We start from the raw sequence: 18,231 nt of genomic DNA on the forward strand, positions 1-18,231 counted from the left end.
ATTGACGCTATCGTTGCGTGAGTGCGGCAGCAGCGTCCGCAGGCAACGGCAGATAGAGGATCGGTTCGCCCTGGAATGCTTCCGGGGGCATCAGCGTGATTTCGCAGCCGGTCCCGCTGGTGTCGCGTCGGTAGGTCACTTCACCAAGCGTCCACTTCGCGCCGTCGATCACCTTGAGTTGCGGCAATGACAGCGCAGCCAGCGTGTTCGGCGCATAGAGCGCGCCGTCGCTATCGCGCCATGACGTGGCCGTGATGGTCACCACATTGCCGCGCCCGATGCGCCGGTTGCACTCCCACAGCGCGTGCGCGTTCGAGACGTCCGCGCCCGCGTCCCCATTCTGCGCGATGAACGCCTTCGGTCGGAAACGCGGCATCGTGTCATCGGCCACCGTGTATTCGGCGAGCGGTTGCTGACCGGCATCCGTGAAAATGCCGGTACCGACCAGATAGACGCGGTACACGCTGAAACGCTGCGAGATATCACGCGCATAGCTGGCCTGTTCGACGTTGATGCCCATCGCGAAGCCGCCTGCGGCTTCTCCGGTCGATAGCGGCCCGATCACCAGATCACCGTCCGCGTCCTCGTAACACAGTACCTGCGCGAGCTTGCACAGACGGTCGATGGCGGTATACGGTGATTCCCCGACATTCAGACAGACCTGCGGGTGCAGCGTGCCAGGCGACAGCGCCTTGACGTGGATGCCGAACGGCTGCGCGAGCTGCGCCGCAATGTCGGCGGTCGCCATGTTGACGAACTGGAACGAATCGAATTGTGCGGCGCAGTCTACGAGGTCTTCGCATTTGCCGCGTCCGGAAATGGACAGCGTATGCGTTGTCGCGCTCACGGCTTCCGTCACCCGGTCAACGTAGCCGGTAATGACCGCGTCCGCGCCGATCTTCACGACGCAGGGGTCGCCTTCCATCACCACGACCGTTGTAGTGTCCGGAAAGCGCTCGGTCATCGAGATATCGAAGTCGGCCGGGATACGCTCCATGCCGCGCGTGATGCGGACGCTTTTCCAACCCGCGACGGTCGAACCGCTGACGGTCAGTGAAACGTCGTCGCTCATGGGGGCAATGATAGTATTCGACGCGACCAAGGAGCGTAGTAAGCCCGCCATCAGCACTGGACGCGACTGCCGCCTATCGGCCAATCAACGGTCAATCGACGCCGCCGTAGATCGTCGAAAATCAAACCGGTTGCCGCGGTTAGCACGTGATCCGCGAGATCGAGGTTATTGTGCAGTCGCGTTCAAAACTTTTTCGGGCCAAAATCCTCGTGCATCGCCATCTGATCCATACACGAAGTGATCGAGTTCTTCTGTCGCGCCGACTCTACAGGCCGGCAATCAAGCGCCGGTCGAAACAAGTAAACTCGACCAGCTGCTGCGGCCAAAAAGGAAAATAAATGATCGACCTCTCAACCATTACTGGCCCAGCACTGGCGGCCATAAAGCAAGACGTTTCGTGGCTTGCCACAAACGCCGACATACGGATAGTTGCAAAGGTGCTCATGGGCGCCGCCGCAGGTATAGCCACTGTGGCGAAAGCCATACTTTACGTCCGAAAGCTTTCCACTGATATCGCAGCTGGCAAGGTAGTCGCTCAGATGTTTGAACAAACGCGGGTCGCGTCTTTTTCAAAGAGCGACGTTCGCGATGCTATAACCGGCTATGTATGGCCGGATGCCAGTTCGATCGATCCCTCGGACGAAGCGGATCTTCGAAACGTTCCAGTACAAGGGCCGCTACTCGATGCCATCCTCAAGGCAACCAGCGCTGCGCGGGAGCGATTGCATCTCATTCTGCTCGCTGATTCAGGAATGGGGAAAACGACGTTCTGCATCAACTTCTACGCAAAGTTCAGAAAGACTCGCAAGGTAGCTATCGTGCCCCTTGGACGAGCTGACGCCATTGAAGTCATCAAGGCTATTCCTTTTCCTCAAGAGACAATGCTGTTTCTCGACGCATTAGACGAAGACGCGGTAGCGATTCGCGACAAAGAAACGCGCTTCGCTGAATTGATGGAAAGCGCAAAGAACTTCCAACACGTGATAGTCACATGCAGGTCGCAATTTTTTCTGCATGATGATGATATTCCGGCTGGAAGCAGAATTATTCGTCTCGGCCCTAGAAAGGCCGGCGAGGCGCGCGAGTATCCGATGCGCCGACTGTATTTGGCTCCATTTTCGCCCGAGCAGATTGAACAGTATGTCAAGTCGCATTTTCCTTGGTATAAGTTGGCGACCTTTCGCGCGCGCGCGCGCGCGAGGCAGATGGTCGCCTCGATTCCTGAGCTGTCAGTGCGCCCAATGCTGCTCGCACTTGTGCCAGACCTAGTCAAAGATCACACAACGAAAAGCGAACTCTTTGAACTGTACGAATATATGGTGGATAAGTGGCTGCAACGGGAAAGCGATTGGATAGACCAGACAACGCTCCTGTCTATCTCAAAAAGTCTCGCGGTGCGACTTTACGTGCAACAACAAAACGGCGGAATGGATCGACTTAGTCCCGAAGAACTTGGGGCCATCGCTGACTCGTACGGCAACGATGCCGAGAGCTGGAAGCTTACCTCACGGTCCCTACTGAATCGTGATATCAACGGCTACTACAAGTTCGCACATCGGTCGATACTTGAATACCTTTTTGTGAGCGCTACGCTAGATGGGAGAGAAGAATGTTTTAGGGTTCCCTGGACGCATTTAATGACGCAACTCCTGATAAGCCGACACGTTGCAACGAACGGGGGCGATCTCCGCGTCACGGCGATATTCGACAGGGATCTGGCGGAGACCGGCATGCTGCCACTCCTGAAGCGCGAATCTCATCCCATTCTCCAATCAAGGTCTGGAATCGTATCAATTGTGCAGTCAGGCGGGATCGATGCAGATGCCTCGCGGATAAACGAGTCGTGGGTAATGAAGTCATATCGAGTAAAAGAGGACGATGGTGTCACTACACTGACCGACCTAGTTCGCGGAGTAACCTGGAGGTTCATCTCGTCGGCACCTGCCGGGGACGATCCAAGAATCTATATGGAACCACTGTCGTCTATTGCGCGCGAGGTTTCGTATGAACTGGGATTACTGAACCGGCCAAGCGGTGTGGTGCCGGAACCGGTCGTGTTGGGACGCCTCCCGTCAACGTTAGAAATGCTCTGGCTGTACGGTTATCTTCAGTCCCATCGGGATGCGTTCGGGAAGAATTTTCCAGGCGCATGGCTTCTGGAGAGCCATCGACTTTTTTGGCTTGGGGATGCGCTAAAGGGTGGTGGGTTTCTCACTTGCACGTTCAACGAGGGCGACGAACCACATGCTCCGGTTCGTATCGCCTCCATCGGGGATAGCAAGGGCAACGGCGGATTCGCAGTCTACGAGATCGCTCACCGCCCTGGTGTGCCCTGGAATCCGGCATTCAGCGCGTTTGCAGTGCGAGTACGTCGGGGACTGCTGGGGGATTCGAAGGGCGGGGGAGCTCAGGGATCGGATAATGCGATGGAGCCATAACCTGGGCCGTTGGCTCAGTCGGCAAGTTTGTCCCAAGCTCGGTTAAATGGCCGATTCCCGGAGATCAAACCGACCGCTCCGGGTCGTTGTTTATGCCAGTTGCATATCATGCGCCCAAAGCTAGTCGTCCTGCTGTTGCGTAAGGCGATTGTCGGGCCATGAAGCGACGCTGATATAGCCTCGCGCAATGACCGCTCTGTGCCGCGCTAGCGACATCGGACCAGCGTCGGCTAATAGAGTTACCGCACGATGGCAGCTGCTTGGAGCACGCGACCGAGCACTCCTTCACACGCTCCTACGTACCACGTACGCCCCAAAGAGCGCAAATCATGCTCCGACTCCTAGCGGGATACCGTCGCCCTATGGTGTAATTGCTGCTCAAGAAAGGAAGATACACGCGTGAGCCAAATTCTGATAACTCATTACCTTGCTGAGCTAGACCGCCTTAAAAAGGTCGGTGGCACGCATCGAGAGACTGTCGTTCGTGAGGCGTTCAAAGATCTTTTGAAACGATGGGGTAAGCAACTGGACCTCGTGTTTATCCCTGAATACAAGATAGACAGCCTGACGAAAGAGGTCCGCTTTGTCGACGGAGCCTTGCTGCACGAATTGCGCGTGCCTTTCGGTTACTGGGAAGCAAAAGACTCGAAGGATGATTTGGATGCGGAGATAGCGTTGAAATTCAAACGCGGATATCCGCAGGATAATATAATTTTTGAAGATAGCACGCGCGCGGTATTAATTCAAAATCGCAAGGAAGTAATGCGGTGCGATGTCGACAATGTGCAAGATTTAGAAAAGCTTCTTAAATTGTTTTTTTCGTATCAGCGTCCGGAGATAGACAATTTTCGTAGGGCAGTTAAGCAATTCAAATCTGATTTGCCAGCCGTTCTGCAAGCACTTCGGGACATGATCGACTCGCAATATACTAAAAACGCTGCATTTCGAAGTGCGTCTGCTAGCTTTTTGAAACATGCTCAAGAGGCTATAAATCCAAATCTTACCGAGGCGGATGTTCGAGAAATGCTGATTCAGCACATTTTAACGGAAGAGATTTTCTCGAAGGTTTTCGACAGTGATTTCCATCGTGACAACAACGTAGCACGAAAACTCTACAAACTTGAGGAAACTTTTTTTACCGGCGGACTTAAGAAAAAGACTTTGCGTGGGCTCGATGCGTACTATGCTGCAATACGTGCCGCAGCTGCTCAGATAAACAGCCACCACGAAAAGCAAAATTTTCTAAAGGTAATTTACGAAAATTTCTATAAAGAATATAACAAAAAGGCTGCTGACCGCCTCGGCGTCGTGTATACGCCCAACGAAATTGTGCGTTTTATGATCGAAGGTACGGACTGGCTTTGTGAAAAGTATTTTGATCGCCATCTAATCGATAAGAATGTTGAAATTTTAGATCCAGCCACCGGGACGGGAACCTTCGTTTGTGAATTGCTCGAATATTTTCGTGGTCAACCTTCCAAGCTCCGTCACAAATACAAAGAAGAGTTGCACGCTAACGAAGTAGCGATTCTCCCGTACTACGTGGCTAACCTGAACATCGAGGCGACCTACGCTTCGATTACGGACGAATACGAGGAATTCCAGAATCTTTGCTTTGTGGATACTCTCGACAATGTGGGATTGCATACAGCGGCTCATGGCACTACAGCCGATTTGTTTGGCAGCGTCAGCGAAGAAAACGTGGAACGCATCAAGCGCCAAAATTCTCGCAAGATTAGCGTTATTATCGGAAACCCTCCATATAATGCCAACCAAGCAAACGAGAATCACAAAAACAAGAATCGGGAATATCCCGAGATAGATTCTCGCATAAAAAAGTCGTATATATTTGAAAGTACAGCCCAAAAAACCAAACTTTATGATATGTATGCTCGGTTTTTCCGCTGGGCCAGCGACCGGCTTGATCACAATGGAATATTGGCGTTCGTAACAAATCGAAGCTTCATTGACAGCCGTACATTTGATGGTTTTCGAAAGGTTATCTCCAAAGAATTTTCCGTGGCGCATGTGGTAGATTTGGGTGGCGACGTACGATCGAACTCAAAGCTATCGGGCACAAAGCATAACGTCTTTGGAATTCAAACAGGAGTGGCAATCAGCTTTTTTGTCAAGCGTCAGCAAGATGGAAAAAAGGCTAGTAAATCGGATTGCCGGATATTCTATTTTCGACGTCCCGAATTTGAGACCGCCGAAGAAAAACTTGCATTTATTAACAACGCCCGCATTTCGTCGATCGAGTTCGATGAAATAAAGCCGGATGAAAACAATAACTGGATTTCAGAGGCGTATTCGGACTCGATGCTGGTTTTGGGCGATAAAAACGTAAAATCTGGAAAAGCAAATTCCGCCGTATTTCGATTGTTTTGCTGGGGAAATTCTTCAAATCGAGATAACTGGGTTTATGATATCGACCCAAAAACGGAACTTCGCAAAGCGAAATACATGATCGACGCGTACAATCGGCTCGTGAGCGATAACGATGACTCCTTTCCCGATGCGATAAAATGGAGTCGAGATCTTAAACGGCGATTCGCGCAAGGACGTCGCTCGACATTCAACAAGAAGCTTCTTGTGAATGCCTATTGGCGCCCTTTTTCAAAAGTATATCTGTACGCAGATCGAAATTTCAACGACGTACTGACTGAGCACCATTTCGCCTGCTTTGGTCCCAATCTCGATAGAGAAAACCACGTGATGATGGTTTGCGTCCATCCGCAGATTCCCTTCACCGTGCATGCAGTCAATCGGCTTCCGGATGCCGGCTATTCATCCAGGGCAACTCAAATGTTTCCTCGCTGGCTCTATTCGGACGACGGAACACGTATCGATAACATTACTGATTGGGCGGTTACCCAGTTCAGGAAGCACTATCAGCCGGGCCGAGGAAAGAAGAAGCGGCCGATCGATAAGGAAAGCATTTTCAACTATATTTACGCGGTTTTTCACGATCCCGTTTATCGTAAGGAAAGCACACTGAACCTAAAGGGGCTGCTACCTCGCGTTCCGCTGTACGGCGAGACGGAGGCGATTTTTTGGCAATGGGCTAGCTGGGGTGAACAGCTTCTGGGCCTTCACATCGGTTACGAAATGGTCGAGCCTTTGCCACTTGAACGAAGCGACACGTCAGACGCTAAGGCGCGCGCTGTTTGGCAAGATCCAAAAAGTATTCTAAGAAGCGAGGTGGACACCGGGCGCATCGTCATCGATAGCGAGACGACGCTCGGAGGCCTTCCTCGTGAAGCTTGGGCATTTCGCTTGGGAAATCGTTGCGCAATTGATTGGGCACTTGAGCAGTACAAGGAGAAAAAGTCGAGGGATACGACGATCGCGCAAAATTTCGACACCTATCGCTTCGCCGACCACAAGGAGCAGGCGATTGATCTGCTTTCGCGTGTTGCACGGGTCAGCGTGGAAACAGCAAGCATCATCGACAAGATGTCGAGCGCGACTCGCTAGTTTCAAAGGTCGCGAGTCCTTCGATTGGTTTGGCGACAGGGGTACTGCTTTCTTCCAAGCTGCCGTACGGTTGGTCGGAAATTTGCAGCCCCGTCTCGTCTCCGACAGCCCACTCCGGGCTGACGGCGAGGGGCTCCGATGGCCCGCGAACGGACGGTCGCATCACGCCTCTCCACGACAGAAACGGGTCGATGACAGTCGATCACCCCAGCCTGTCACACGGCACCCAGCCCGGTTAGGTTCATGAAGCGCTAAAGACGGTTGGGGCGAAGGCAGGATGAACCGGTGCGGCCTGCTGTAGCAATGCGTCGTATCGCGCCACGTCCTGATAGAGCCGTTGCGCAAGCACCAGCAGCGGCATCGGCTCCGGCGTGCTGACCGTCTGCATGCTCGCGAGCGATGCGCCGCGCGTGGTCACGTCCCGCACCACGGCAACCTCAAGCGCGCGCAGTGCGCCATAGGTCGCATCATCGCCCGCATCGCCTGCGGTCGTGATCTCCATATCGAGCGCTTCACAGACCGTCGCGCGCAGCGCTTCGGCGTCTTCGAGCGAGGCGAGCGCGTAACCGGTCGTGCTCTGCGCGAGCGCGATCACCGCGCTGCGACGGTACAGCATTGTCGTGAGCCGGTTTGCTGCGGTGAGCGCCGCCGTCGCCCGCTTCTGCAGGTTGATGGACGACTGTAACGCGACAAGCGATTGCACGGCCTGATGCGGATCGGGATTCGCATTCTGCACGGCTCCCACCAGCGTCCGTGTAGCGTCAGTCATGCCGGGCCAGTCCGAGACGGCCGCAGCGCTCCTCAGCGCTTTCCCCGCGACGCCTACGGCGGTCCGCGCCTGCGCACCCGCGCCGATCAGGTCCTGTATCGTCGTTGTTGGTTGCCGCACGGCGGCGGTGAACTGGCCCACGAACCGGCCATACCGGCCTTTTAGCGTCGCCACCATCGCAACCAGACTCGTTGCGCGCTGTGTGATCGCCTGCGCCTCTACAACGAAGTTCTGCGCGGTGCGTTCGATCTCGCCGACCACGGCCGGCGACGACAGCACAGAGGAAATAGTAGCGAAGAAGTCCTGCGCCACTGCCGCGAATGCGGCGACGGCTGACAGGCCGGTCTGTGCCTGCGTCGCAATCGCCAGCGTCGGAAACTGCTGTGCGCCCGACTCGATGAACGAAAATCGCAGCTCAAAATACCGGCCGCGCTCCGAACGTTCCTCGCACTCGAATTCGATCAGCGCGACATTCAGCCGCCCAAGCGACGGATGCACCAGTTCGCCATCGGCGCCGTCACTGTCTCCGGGCTGCTCGCATGCGCGGATCATCGCCGCGCGCTGCGCGATCACGTCACCGCCGCCGGGGGTACCCAGATAGGCGGCATCCTGAAGCAGAAAACCGCTCAGGCTGATGCGCCGTCCTGCGCGTCCGAGGTCTTCGACCCATACCTCGTCGCGGTACGGATATTCATGCGTGACATTGCGCCGCCCGACCTTGAGCGTCGAACCTGTCACGCCGAACGGCACACCTCGCCATGAGGCGGCCTGCAACGCGCTGAAGAACGGATAGTCGGCCACATCCATCTACCTAGCCGAATGCTTCCATCGGCCGCGCGATCTTCAGACCCGCAGGCGTGCGCGTCTTGACGGTCACGCTGCCGTCGCGCGCGACGTGGACGTGATTGTCAACGTGAACCACAGGCGCGGGCTCGGTCTGCATGTTCGCCGCCGATCCAGGTGCATTGAGTGAAGCGATACCCGCGCTGGGATCGAGTGACGGCATGTTCGCGAGGACGCCCGGCGCATAGTTGCGCGTTTCGGCCGGGGCGTTGGCGAGTCCTTTGCGGTCCAGATTGCCTTCGCCCCAGTTATAGGCTGATAGCGCGTAGGTCAGATTGCCCTTGTAGCGCGCGAGCAGGCCGGACATCTTGCGCGCCGCGGCGTCGGCGGCCTGCGCCGGATTGAACGCGTCGATCCCGTATTCGCGCGCCGTCGCGGGCATGAACTGGAACAGTCCACGCGCGCCGGCAGGACTCACCGCCATCGGGTTACCGCGCGATTCCTTCTGCGCGATGGCCGAAAGCAGTCCGGCAGGCAGACCATAGCGCGCTTCGGTTCCGGCGAAATTGAGTTTCTGTGCCCACTGCGCGACAGCAGGATTGAGCGGCGCCCCCATTTCGCCGGTTGCGCCCGCTGCGCCGGGTGCGGTCTCCGCACGCTGGACGTTTGCCGAACCGGGCCACACGCCACCCGTTGCCGCTTCGGCCGCCCGGATGCGCCTCAGTTGTTCATCCTCGCCTTTGTTGAGGTCTTCGCTATGCAGACCCAGATACGCGCCAACGGTCGCAGGATTGACGAAGCGCAGCAACCCGCCTACCCCGCGCGCCGCCGCGCCCGCAGCGCCATAGGACCTGCGCAGCAGCACAAGCCGGGCGATCAGCATGCCGATACTGGCGATAGTCGAGACCACCGACAGCGCGAAGCCGCCAACCATGTAGGCTGCTATCGCGATGGCGGCGACCTTCCAGCCGCCGATGGCATCCGCCACGCGACCGACCCACGACGCGAAGCCGATCAGGCCGGTCACAGCGTCCGTGACGCCCTGTGCAAACCTGCCCCAATCGACCGAGGCGAGCCAGCGTGCAAGCCGTTGCGCAAGTTCCGCGATACGCTGCGCGATCAGTTCGCGGTTCTTCGCAATCCATTCGGTAAAGCGGTCGATCATCGGGCCGAACACCGGCGCGAGACTGTCAGCAATCGATGCTTTCAGCCCATCGGCTGCCGTACTCATGCGATCGAGCGACAGGGCGAACGCCTGCGCACGCGCGGCCATCTGCGGGGTAAAGTCACCGCGTAGCCGCCGCGCTTCGGCCTCATACGCCTGCTTGCCCCGGCGACCGCGAACGAGGACCGGCAGAAGCTGCTCGACACCCAGCGAGCGCGCCAGATTGCGCGCCGCGGCCGGGTCCGCGTGCTGGATTCTCTGGATACGATCCGCGAGGTCGTAGAGGGCGGCCTGCGTATCGGTTGCGCCGGTCTTCGTTGTGCGCAACGTAATGCCCAGCGCCTGGATCGTTGCGAACGCCGCCTGATTGCGTCCCCAGCGTGCATCCTGCAACGTGTCGGCGAAGCCACGAAAGCCCGAAGTCATCGTATCGGCAGAGACGCCCATCAGCGTCGCCGCGCTGCGCATCTGTGTGAATTCGCCCGCCGTGATGCCGAGCAGTCGCGCGGTGCGCTCCGTTTCCGCGCCCATGCGCTCCCATTGCACAACCAGATCGGTCAGACCCGCGAGCGTCCCCCCGCCGACCAGCGCGAGCAGTGGCGCACCGATGCGCGTCACATTCGCCGCCGCCTTGCCTGCCTTCTGCGCGACACGATCAAGCCGCTTGCCAACTTCAGTCAGCCCCGACGCCTTCGAGAACCGTTGCACGCTGCGCGCGAGGTTCTGGTATGGGCGCGTCATGCGCGACACCGAATCGTTGATCCGGTTGATTGTCCTCGTCGCCTTGTCAACGGTCGAGATGGTGAACTGGATTGCCTGCGCTGCCATCGCCTTACCCCTGGCGGCGTTTCTCTGCGGCCTGCTGCGCAACGTGCTGGATGCGTCGCGCCTGCGCGAGCCATTGCGCGAGTTCAGTCCAGGTCAGCGCGCCCGCGTCGCGCGGCCCCCATCCATAGAAGTGCGTCACATCGGCCACGATATCGCGCACGTTCGCGGGCACTACTCGAAAAAACCGGAGAGGTACTTGTTGCACGCGTTGAAGTCGCGCGCGCCCATGCGGCCCACGGTGGCGACGTCGATCTTCGCCATCGTCGCAATCAGGTTCTTCATTGCGCGCACGTTGCCGAACTTCGCTGCGTCGTCGTTGACCTTAGCAATTTCATCGACCGTAGGCTCGCGCAGCGTGATCTCAGTCAGTCCGTCGATTGGGCTCAGTAGCGTAATGACTTCGTACATGGCGCGCCCCTTACTGTTCGCTTATTGCTCCGTGACGCTGCCCGAGAAGCCCTCGAAACGGATTTCAAACGTCGCTTCCGGGGTTCTGACTTCCTGCGCCTCGGTGCTCCACATGTTGCGGCCGACGACCGTCTTGCCGTTCGCCAGTTCGAGCGTGACCGTGACGTTGGTCATGGCGTTGAAGTCCTTGACCGTCAGCGTGCCTGCGTCGCGCAGCGTGGCGGAAATGAATGGCGCGCGCGGCTTCTCCGCATAGCCGTGTACGCGGTCCTGTCCGACCATTGACTCGCGTTCATAGTCGGCGGGCGAGTACGCCAGTTCGCCAGACAGCATGTAGTTCTGGCCGTCCATCGATATCCATGCGACACCGGCCAGGCGGTTTGTGTCATCTGACATGGCGGGCTCCAGAAATGAAAAAGCCGCCGGGGCGGTTCACCGGGGCGGCTTCGTGCGGTTCAATGCTGCGGTTCGGAATGACTAGCTGAGCCTGAATTGCGCGAGCAGCGCAAAAATCCGTAGCTGGTCGATCAGCGTTCCGGGCCACAGACAGTCAACCCGATTCGGGTTGTTCGCGTTCTGCTCGACAATGAGTTGCCGGGCGAACAGTGCGCTGTTCTGCACGTAGCCATCGAATTCGAGTTCCTGATACCGGGCGATCACGTCCGCACGTATCAGCAGCGGTGTGACGATGGCGCTACCGGATGCGAAGCGCGTGCCGTCCGCGGCGAGCTTCATGCGCGAGTACTTCGATGTGACCATCGAGCGCAGCGCACGCAGCACGTACATCAGCAGGTACATGGTTTCGACTTCGAGGTAGCTGTCGTCAGGATCGCCCCACGGATTCTTCTGGTAAGTCGTCGTGATGTTCTCGGCATAGCAGGTGCCGTCATCGCCCACATTGAACGTGCTGATACCGTCATAGAGCAGCGTGTTGCGCTCGGTGAGCAGGAAGCGCGAGGCAACCGGCGGCGCGAGCATGCCGATAACCGGTAGCGTCTGGACCGGGCGCCCCGGATCGTTGCGCAGCGCGGGCGCGACCGAGCCGGCAAGCTGCGCGGCGATAATCCACGCTGGGGTGGGCGAATCATGGAACCCAAGCACCGATTCATGCTGGTTGTTGCGGCCCGCGCCGAAGGTCGTACACGCCGCGAGCGTGCCCCGGTAAGCCGCGAACGCGTGTCCGTAAATCTGCTGGGCCCACGACCAGCGCCCGGTCTGGTCGTTCAGGAAGGTATGCAGTGCATCAAGGCTGACGCTATCGGTGTACGGGCAGACGATAAAGTCGAATGGCATGTCGCCACAGTTATCGAGCGCGGCCTGTAGCGTGTCGGTCGGATTGATCGCGCCGCCCGCCATCGGCGTGACGGCAACGTCCAGATTGCGCGACGTCGATTCGCCCGCGCGTGAGCCGCCGTAGTTCAGGCGGATGTCAATATCATTGCCCGCCATGCCCTGATTGACGGCGGTCAGCGTCACAACGTTGTCCTGCGATGACGCGCTGACCAGTGCGAACGCATCGGCCGCAATCAGCGCGGCGAGCGCGGCCGCGATGTCGCTCGCGGTCTGCGTCGTCTGCACCGGTAACTGGTAGCGCCGACCGGCGATGTAAAGCGAGATGACGCCCGACACGCCCCCGTCACCCTCGATGCCGAACGTGACTGTGCCGGCGGCAGCCACCGCGCCAGCCGCGTCCTCGAGCGGCAGATACCACACTTCGCCGAAGGAATCGGCCGCGCGATAGGCGGCCGTCATCGCGGCGAGCATCGAATTGCTGCCCCACCGTGCGCGCGCGTCACCCACGCCCGCGCTGATAACCGGTGTGCCTGGCTCGCCGGTTCCCGCGTCGGTCATCTGCCCGATAATCAGCGTGCGCTGGTTGAGCCGGGCGCTGTTGGCTTGCGACGCGTCGAGCTCCGCGTAGAACAGCGGCACGCGGATGTTCTCTGGCAGGTTGGTAAAGGGAATCATGGGAGCAACCTCCCGGGAAGGTGGGCGCGAACCGGAGACGGAAACGGACGCAGGACGGCCCGGGCGGGCCGTGGTGGGGCTCGCGCGATCGTCTTGAGGGGATTGACGCGGCAGGCGCGCGCAGCGGCAGCAGCGGCGCAGAAAGCGCGTGTTACGTCGGGTCGGTGGCTTTGGATTCGCGCGTTCGGTGTGCAGACCCGCGCCGCATCGCGTCGGGCTCGTCTGGCGTGTCCGGGATGGTGGGCGGCTCATCCGCGACCGGCACCGCGTCGCCATCGCGCAGACGGCGACGCCAGTACACCGAATCGGGTACGACGCGCCCCGCGTCGGGCAGGAAGTCGCGCAGGTCGGGATCGCGCACCCGCACCCCCGTTGCTGGCCTGATGTGCATGTCAGTTCCCCTTCAACGGGATGTCGAGCCGGCCCTCGTCGCGTCCATCGGGGCCGTGTGTACGCGGCGCAGGAACGACCGCCTGCGGGAACGGTGGCGCGGGATACGTACCGGTCGGGTCGGCGCGATTGGTGAGGTCCGCGTGCAGGCCGACGCTTTCGAGCGGTGCGGGCGCAGGCGGATCGGGCGGCCACGGCGCGGGCTGCGGCTGCTCACCCGTGGGGTCGTACATTTCGGGAAATTCGCAGCGGAATGACGCCGCGATACCGGCGAGGTGACGCGCACCTTCCGCGCGGATATCCAGCACGCTTTCGACCGTCGCGAACTGTTGCAGCATGCGCACAAGCGACCAGTCGAGCAGTAGCGCGTTTTCGACGGCGAACCACAGCGATTCAATGGCGTCCTGTGCGGCTTCGGCTGTCGTCGCCTCGATCATCGCCTTGACTTCGAGGCTGCATGTCGTGGTGAACTGCGGCATGCCGCGATTGAATGAGGATTTCGATTCGTGCGCCGTACGCACGATGACCGCAGGCAGCACGTCAGACGGCGCGGACCAGTCGCCCGGTGAGCGGATCAGGACCGGCCGTCCGGCGACCTGAAGCTCTGCGCGCTCCAGTGCGCCAAGCGCGGCGAGACGCACCTGACGACGCCCGAGCATCGGCAACGGGCGGATACGTGCGCGGTCCACGGCTGGGTAAGGAAACTGTTCAGGGCGCCAGATTGAGCAGCAGGAAGCACCACCCATGCCCGTCCGTACGCACTTCACGGACGACATAGGTCGTGTCACTGAGCGGCGCACCGGGCGCGGCGGGAATAAAGAGCGTGTCGCCCTGGTGTGCCGTAACCGGCAGCGTTGCAATGCGAAAGCCGTAGCACGGCCGCGTGGTTGTCACCGGTACGCCGTCTACTACATCGACATTCGTATAGGCTTCGTCAAACACGCCGTTAAGCGCATGCGCGTTACCGCTTCCCGCGTAGAGCGTCGCGGGCTGGCCGAAGATGCCTTCGACGGGCGCCAGCACCACGCTATCCCAGTCGATCATGATTCCGGTCCGCTCAGACAGTCGTCGCGGCGCTGGCTGCGTCTGCCGGTTGTGCAGTCGCCTCGGCCGGGTCGTCCGGCACGGGGCCGGTAGTGCTTACCGTGGTGCCTTCGAGCATGCGACCGGACAGCAGCACTTCGGGCCGCGTGCAGACGTAGAGCGGGTACGCATACGCTTCCATCTTCCACCACATGCGCCGCAGCACGTCGAAGATCGGCAGCACGTACACGGGCCGTCCCGGCGTGTTGACCCAATCGACGGTTTCGCCCGGCGCCATCGCTTCGCGGAATACACCGGGCGCGCCGACCGGGAAGAACTTCACCACGTCATCAGGAACCTTGATGGTCACGTTGTCGTCCGAGCCGCGATAGTTGAACCACGTAATGCCGGAGAACACGAACGCGTCGAACGCGGCGCCCTGCGAGTTGTCGCGCAGTGCGCGCGCATCGGACCAGTTCACGAACGTACGGATCACGTCCGGGTGATTGACGAACGCGTCATAGAAAGCATCGCCGCACATCGCGTAGACGCGCGTGGTCGGCGTGAATGCGCCCTGTGACTTGCGCGCCATCGTACGGATGATCGCGTTGCAGATCGGCCGCAAGGGTGTGTTCGCCTTGCCTGCCTCGGTCGCGCCCAGATCGAACGGCGTTTCGGCGGCCTGCGGAATCTGGAATTCGTCGAACCAGTTGTAGAGCACGCTGCCGTCCTTCGGATCGAGCACCAGACCCTGCAATGCGGCGAGCCTCAGGAATTCCTTCGTGTACTCGACACTCGCCAGCAGACCGGTTGGCCCTGACAGTCGCCGCGCAACTTCGGCCTCGACCTGCATCAGGACGGATTCCGTCCCGAACTCGCGGATGCCCTGTACTTCCTCGGCGTACACCGTGTCCGAGTGCATCAGGCGCGGCACGTCGAAATAGCGCATCTTGCGACGTTCGGTCGTGCGCTGCGTGCCTTCCTCGCCGCGCTGGGAGAACGGGATCAGGATCAGCTTGCCGGTGCGTTCCTCGACCGCCAGCGCTTTCGTGCGGATCGGGTTGGGATCGAATACGCCCAGCTCGCCGAGGCCGACAGGCTGGTACGGGTTGCGCTGAACGGCGTCCGAGAGCGCAATTGCCGTGAACGGGTCCTGATGGAATACATCGAGAATTTCGCCAGCCATGATGACGGCTCCCCAAAAGAAAAGACCGCCCCGGACCAGCGTCCGTGCGGCCTTGCGAGGAAGGAAAGGGGTACTAGCGCAGCAGGATGCCTGCGGCGCGCAACTGGTCGCCCGCGATCTGCACCTGGTACGGCGTCACGTCCGACGGCCAGACAAGCTCCGATGCGTTCACTTCTGCGTCGCGCACGATCGCGACGGCGGCGCGGTCCATCTGCGTCGTATCGCGCGAGCCGAACAGCAGACCCGCCACGACTTCGGAGCCATCAGTCGCGGCGGGATTCCAGGGCATCCAGATACCGGGCGTGCCGATCTCGGACGGATCGGCCGCATCGAACGTGATCGCGAAGGTATCGCCCGCAGCGAAGCGCTTTGCGCCCTGTTCGATGACGAAGCTCATGCCGCCGACGACGACCGGCGCCCCGGTCTGCTGCGCAGTCGCGCCCAGTTCATCGGGTCCGCTCACGTCGAACGTGTTGCGGCTCGTGAAGGTGCAGACGTAGCGACCATACGGCGACGAGCTGGCACGCGGCGGATCGGTGAGCCGCAGGACACCGTCGCCGGTGTTCTCGCGCTCCGGCGTGCCTGCGACGACCGACGCGGCCCCCGCATCGCCCCTCGCGTCATTGCCGGGCGGCGGTGGCGGAGGCAAGGCAAGGCGGCTGAGAATGGTCCCGGCCATGACATACACACCACCCGTCAGGACGATGCCGTCGCGCGAGCGGTGGCCGTTCGCTTCGGAGACGAGAAAGCCGCCGTCATGCCAGTTCTCAAAGAGCGGCGGGACAGTAGGAGCGCCCATGGTCGTGACCCCCTGTAGTGGAATGAATGAGAACGCGGCACGCGCACTAGCGTTTGCGCGCATTCACCTTCGCGAATGCGTGGTCCCATGCCGACGCGATGGCCTGACGGGAGTTCATGCCCGGTGTACCTCCCGGGCCGACGCGAGGATTGCGCTCGACGCGTCCGCTATTGGCGGGCGGCGCGGCGGGTGTGCTTTCGAGTACCGCGAGCGCGGCACCGCGCGCGAGGCGAGTCCTGAACGCGAGATTGGCGGCCAGTACCGGATTACGCGCGGCGGCGTGACTTGAAAAGATCGCGGCGCAGCGCGCCTGCTCGCGGCGGCGCGCGCGCGCCTCGACTGAACTGCCTTGCATTTCCTCGTCGCTATCGTCCTGCGCGCGGGCGCGCTTCGCCTTACCGCGCCGGCTGTCCCGTTCATCGGCGTTGTCGGCATCGTCTCCGCTATCCTCGCGGCTGTCGTCGTCCCCGAGCTGGACGTCATCGCCTTCGTCGTTGTCCTGGTCCTCGTCTTCGTCTTCTTCGTTGTCGTCGTCCCGTGCATCGTCGCCGTTGCGCGGCGCATCGTCCTGTGCGCGCCGTGTGCGCGCATCGTTGTGTGCGTCATCCTCGCGGTCGCGCTCGGCGGGCCGGTCGCGTTCGTCATCCTCGACAAGCGGTGAGTCTTCATCGGCGCGTGTACGCGTCCCCACGCGCGCAAGATGCGCGAACGGCAGCGCGCGGGTCATGGCTGAAAGAGAGAATCCCATTTTGAAGACCTCCTGCGTATTCCTTCCTGTGTATTCCTGCTGGTTACTGCGGTACGGATGACAGCGCGAGCGAGTCGAGTAGCGCGAGAAACGCTGCATCGGGCGACATGACAGCATCCGCAAAACCGGTTTCGACGCTCGCCGCGCCGAGGAACGTCGCCGCCTGTGTGTCGCGCACCTGCGCGACGGTCAGCCCGCGATTGCGTGCGACCGTAGTGACGAACAGTTCGCCAACGCTGTCCACGTCCGCCTTGATGCGCATATAGGCCTCGTCGGACAGCGGCCGGTATTCGCTGCCGTCTGCCTTGCGCTCGCCGTAGGTAATCAGCGTGACCGTCAGGCCTGCGTCGCTGAGCGCATTCGAAAAATCAACATGCGCGACGATCACGCCGACGCTACCGGTCCCGCCTGTACGCGGCACGATCACGCGATCACAGGCCGACGCAAGCGCATACGCGGCCGAATACGCGCACTCGGTGAGGATCGCGTACAGCGGCTTGATGCCCCGCGAGGCGTAGATCGCGTCGGTCAGATCGAAACACCCGGCGACCTCGCCACCGGGACTATCGATATCAAGCACCACAGCACGCACCGCGTCATCGGCGAGCGCCGTCGCGAGGTTCGCGCGGATGCCGTCATACCCGGTCATGCCCGAGTACGGATGCAGAGTGCCAAGCTTCTGCACCAGCGTTCCCTGCACCGGGATGACCGCGATACCGTCGATGACTTCAAAGGTGCGGTCGCCCGCAGGCTCGCCCGCTTCGTAATCGCCGTCGAACGCGAGCGCTTTGCCGTTGGTACGAAAGAGCCGCGCGAGACCGAAACGATCCGCGAGCGCGGCCATGATGACTTCAATCTTGCCGGGCGCAATGGCGAGCGGCACATTGAAAAGGCGCGTCGCCAGGTGCGGATAGTTCACGACCATCGTGCATCTTCCGGTTTTTCGGAGTTGTCCGAGGTCTGCGTCCGGCATACATGCCTAGCATTGAAGCGTCGCCCCTCAGTACGTCCTCCGCTCACCAGGGGCGATAGGGTTGGCATGTAGTACAAAGCCCTTTTCATGGCGCGTCCCTTGTGACGCGCCATTTTTTTGCGTCCCTTCATAGCGGCGTCGTGGCACGGTCGGGCGTATCGCCATTCCGAAACCTGCAATCCGGCAAGACTGGCTTCTCTTTTC

Annotated in this window: 16 protein-coding genes; 2 read left to right on the forward strand and 14 right to left on the reverse strand. The window is 60.2% G+C overall.

All coding sequences use genetic code 11. The annotated features are described in order from the left end of the window. Nucleotides 1-7: 7 nt before the first annotated feature. Nucleotides 8-1,072 (reverse strand): phage baseplate assembly protein, encoded by a 1,065-nt coding sequence (locus tag OKW43_RS25520; RefSeq protein WP_429450478.1) that lies wholly within the window; start codon nt 1,070-1,072, stop codon nt 8-10. Between the two features lie 338 nt (nt 1,073-1,410). Between OKW43_RS25520 and OKW43_RS25525 the strand changes: the two genes are divergently transcribed. Continuing rightward, a complete protein-coding gene (locus OKW43_RS25525) occupies nt 1,411-3,510 on the forward strand; it encodes an NACHT domain-containing protein (protein ID WP_429450480.1) in 2,100 nt (699 codons plus the stop codon). Nucleotides 3,511-3,909: 399 nt separating this feature from the next. Continuing rightward, nucleotides 3,910-6,987: a type ISP restriction/modification enzyme gene (locus OKW43_RS25530; protein ID WP_429450482.1), complete on the forward strand. Its 3,078-nt coding sequence runs from the start codon at nt 3,910-3,912 to the stop codon at nt 6,985-6,987. 241 nt (nt 6,988-7,228) lie between these two features. On the opposite strand, the gene OKW43_RS25535 is transcribed toward OKW43_RS25530, so the two are convergent. From OKW43_RS25535 to OKW43_RS25595, 13 genes are all read right to left on the reverse strand, one after another. Continuing rightward, a complete protein-coding gene (locus OKW43_RS25535) occupies nt 7,229-8,563 on the reverse strand; it encodes a DNA circularization protein (RefSeq protein ID WP_429450484.1) in 1,335 nt (444 codons plus the stop codon). Between the two features lie 4 nt (nt 8,564-8,567). Next, nucleotides 8,568-10,532, reverse strand: a complete 1,965-nt coding sequence (locus OKW43_RS25540) for a transglycosylase SLT domain-containing protein (protein ID WP_429450486.1) — start codon at nt 10,530-10,532, stop codon at nt 8,568-8,570. Nucleotides 10,533-10,536: 4 nt separating this feature from the next. After that, the gene (locus OKW43_RS25545; protein ID WP_429450488.1) at nt 10,537-10,692 is read right to left on the reverse strand and encodes a hypothetical protein; all 156 of its coding nucleotides are present in this window, start codon (nt 10,690-10,692) and stop codon (nt 10,537-10,539) included. Nucleotides 10,693-10,703: 11 nt separating this feature from the next. Beyond that, a complete protein-coding gene (locus OKW43_RS25550) occupies nt 10,704-10,940 on the reverse strand; it encodes a phage tail assembly protein (protein ID WP_184060406.1) in 237 nt (78 codons plus the stop codon). 21 nt (nt 10,941-10,961) lie between these two features. Next, nucleotides 10,962-11,336 (reverse strand): phage tail tube protein, encoded by a 375-nt coding sequence (locus OKW43_RS25555; RefSeq protein WP_184064060.1) that lies wholly within the window; start codon nt 11,334-11,336, stop codon nt 10,962-10,964. Between the two features lie 81 nt (nt 11,337-11,417). Then, nucleotides 11,418-12,908, reverse strand: coding sequence for a phage tail sheath subtilisin-like domain-containing protein (locus OKW43_RS25560; RefSeq protein WP_429450490.1), 1,491 nt, complete (start codon nt 12,906-12,908; stop codon nt 11,418-11,420). A gap of 151 nt (nt 12,909-13,059) precedes the next feature. Beyond that, complete coding sequence (locus tag OKW43_RS25565; protein WP_429450492.1) at nt 13,060-13,299, reverse strand: DUF2635 domain-containing protein; 240 nt, start codon at nt 13,297-13,299, stop codon at nt 13,060-13,062. A 1-nt stretch (nt 13,300) separates the two neighbouring features. Next, nucleotides 13,301-13,987, reverse strand: coding sequence for a hypothetical protein (locus OKW43_RS25570; protein ID WP_429450494.1), 687 nt, complete (start codon nt 13,985-13,987; stop codon nt 13,301-13,303). 19 nt (nt 13,988-14,006) lie between these two features. After that, nucleotides 14,007-14,342: a head-tail joining protein gene (locus tag OKW43_RS25575; protein ID WP_429450496.1), complete on the reverse strand. Its 336-nt coding sequence runs from the start codon at nt 14,340-14,342 to the stop codon at nt 14,007-14,009. Nucleotides 14,343-14,355: 13 nt separating this feature from the next. Then, nucleotides 14,356-15,507: a major capsid protein gene (locus OKW43_RS25580; RefSeq protein ID WP_429450498.1), complete on the reverse strand. Its 1,152-nt coding sequence runs from the start codon at nt 15,505-15,507 to the stop codon at nt 14,356-14,358. Nucleotides 15,508-15,580: 73 nt separating this feature from the next. Continuing rightward, entirely contained in the window at nt 15,581-16,306 is a 726-nt protein-coding gene (locus tag OKW43_RS25585; protein WP_429450500.1) for a head decoration protein, read from the reverse strand. A 46-nt stretch (nt 16,307-16,352) separates the two neighbouring features. After that, entirely contained in the window at nt 16,353-17,054 is a 702-nt protein-coding gene (locus tag OKW43_RS25590; RefSeq protein ID WP_429450502.1) for a hypothetical protein, read from the reverse strand. Between the two features lie 43 nt (nt 17,055-17,097). After that, nucleotides 17,098-17,979 carry a S49 family peptidase gene (locus OKW43_RS25595; protein WP_429450504.1) on the reverse strand — a complete coding sequence of 294 codons (882 nt, stop codon included), beginning with the start codon at nt 17,977-17,979 and terminating at the stop codon, nt 17,098-17,100. Nucleotides 17,980-18,231: the final 252 nt, after the last annotated feature.

It is taken from the genome of Paraburkholderia sp. WC7.3g, assembly GCF_050436345.1.
Classification (GTDB): domain Bacteria; phylum Pseudomonadota; class Gammaproteobacteria; order Burkholderiales; family Burkholderiaceae; genus Paraburkholderia; species Paraburkholderia podalyriae.

Bases quoted from the DNA above. Each gene is read 5' to 3' on its own strand.
- OKW43_RS25590 (WP_429450502.1), bottom strand. From the start codon at position 17,054: ATGGGATTCTCTCTTTCAGCCATGACCCGCGCGCTGCCGTTCGCGCAT.
- OKW43_RS25525 (WP_429450480.1), top strand. From the start codon at position 1,411: ATGATCGACCTCTCAACCATTACTGGCCCAGCACTGGCGGCCATAAAG.
- OKW43_RS25555 (WP_184064060.1), bottom strand. From the start codon at position 11,336: ATGTCAGATGACACAAACCGCCTGGCCGGTGTCGCATGGATATCGATG.
- OKW43_RS25540 (WP_429450486.1), bottom strand. From the start codon at position 10,532: ATGGCAGCGCAGGCAATCCAGTTCACCATCTCGACCGTTGACAAGGCG.
- OKW43_RS25595 (WP_429450504.1), bottom strand. From the start codon at position 17,979: ATGGTCGTGAACTATCCGCACCTGGCGACGCGCCTTTTCAATGTGCCG.
- OKW43_RS25580 (WP_429450498.1), bottom strand. From the start codon at position 15,507: ATGGCTGGCGAAATTCTCGATGTATTCCATCAGGACCCGTTCACGGCA.
- OKW43_RS25535 (WP_429450484.1), bottom strand. From the start codon at position 8,563: ATGGATGTGGCCGACTATCCGTTCTTCAGCGCGTTGCAGGCCGCCTCA.
- OKW43_RS25575 (WP_429450496.1), bottom strand. From the start codon at position 14,342: ATGATCGACTGGGATAGCGTGGTGCTGGCGCCCGTCGAAGGCATCTTC.
- OKW43_RS25550 (WP_184060406.1), bottom strand. From the start codon at position 10,940: ATGTACGAAGTCATTACGCTACTGAGCCCAATCGACGGACTGACTGAG.
- OKW43_RS25520 (WP_429450478.1), bottom strand. From the start codon at position 1,072: ATGAGCGACGACGTTTCACTGACCGTCAGCGGTTCGACCGTCGCGGGT.
- OKW43_RS25585 (WP_429450500.1), bottom strand. From the start codon at position 16,306: ATGGGCGCTCCTACTGTCCCGCCGCTCTTTGAGAACTGGCATGACGGC.
- OKW43_RS25560 (WP_429450490.1), bottom strand. From the start codon at position 12,908: ATGATTCCCTTTACCAACCTGCCAGAGAACATCCGCGTGCCGCTGTTC.
- OKW43_RS25565 (WP_429450492.1), bottom strand. From the start codon at position 13,299: ATGCACATCAGGCCAGCAACGGGGGTGCGGGTGCGCGATCCCGACCTG.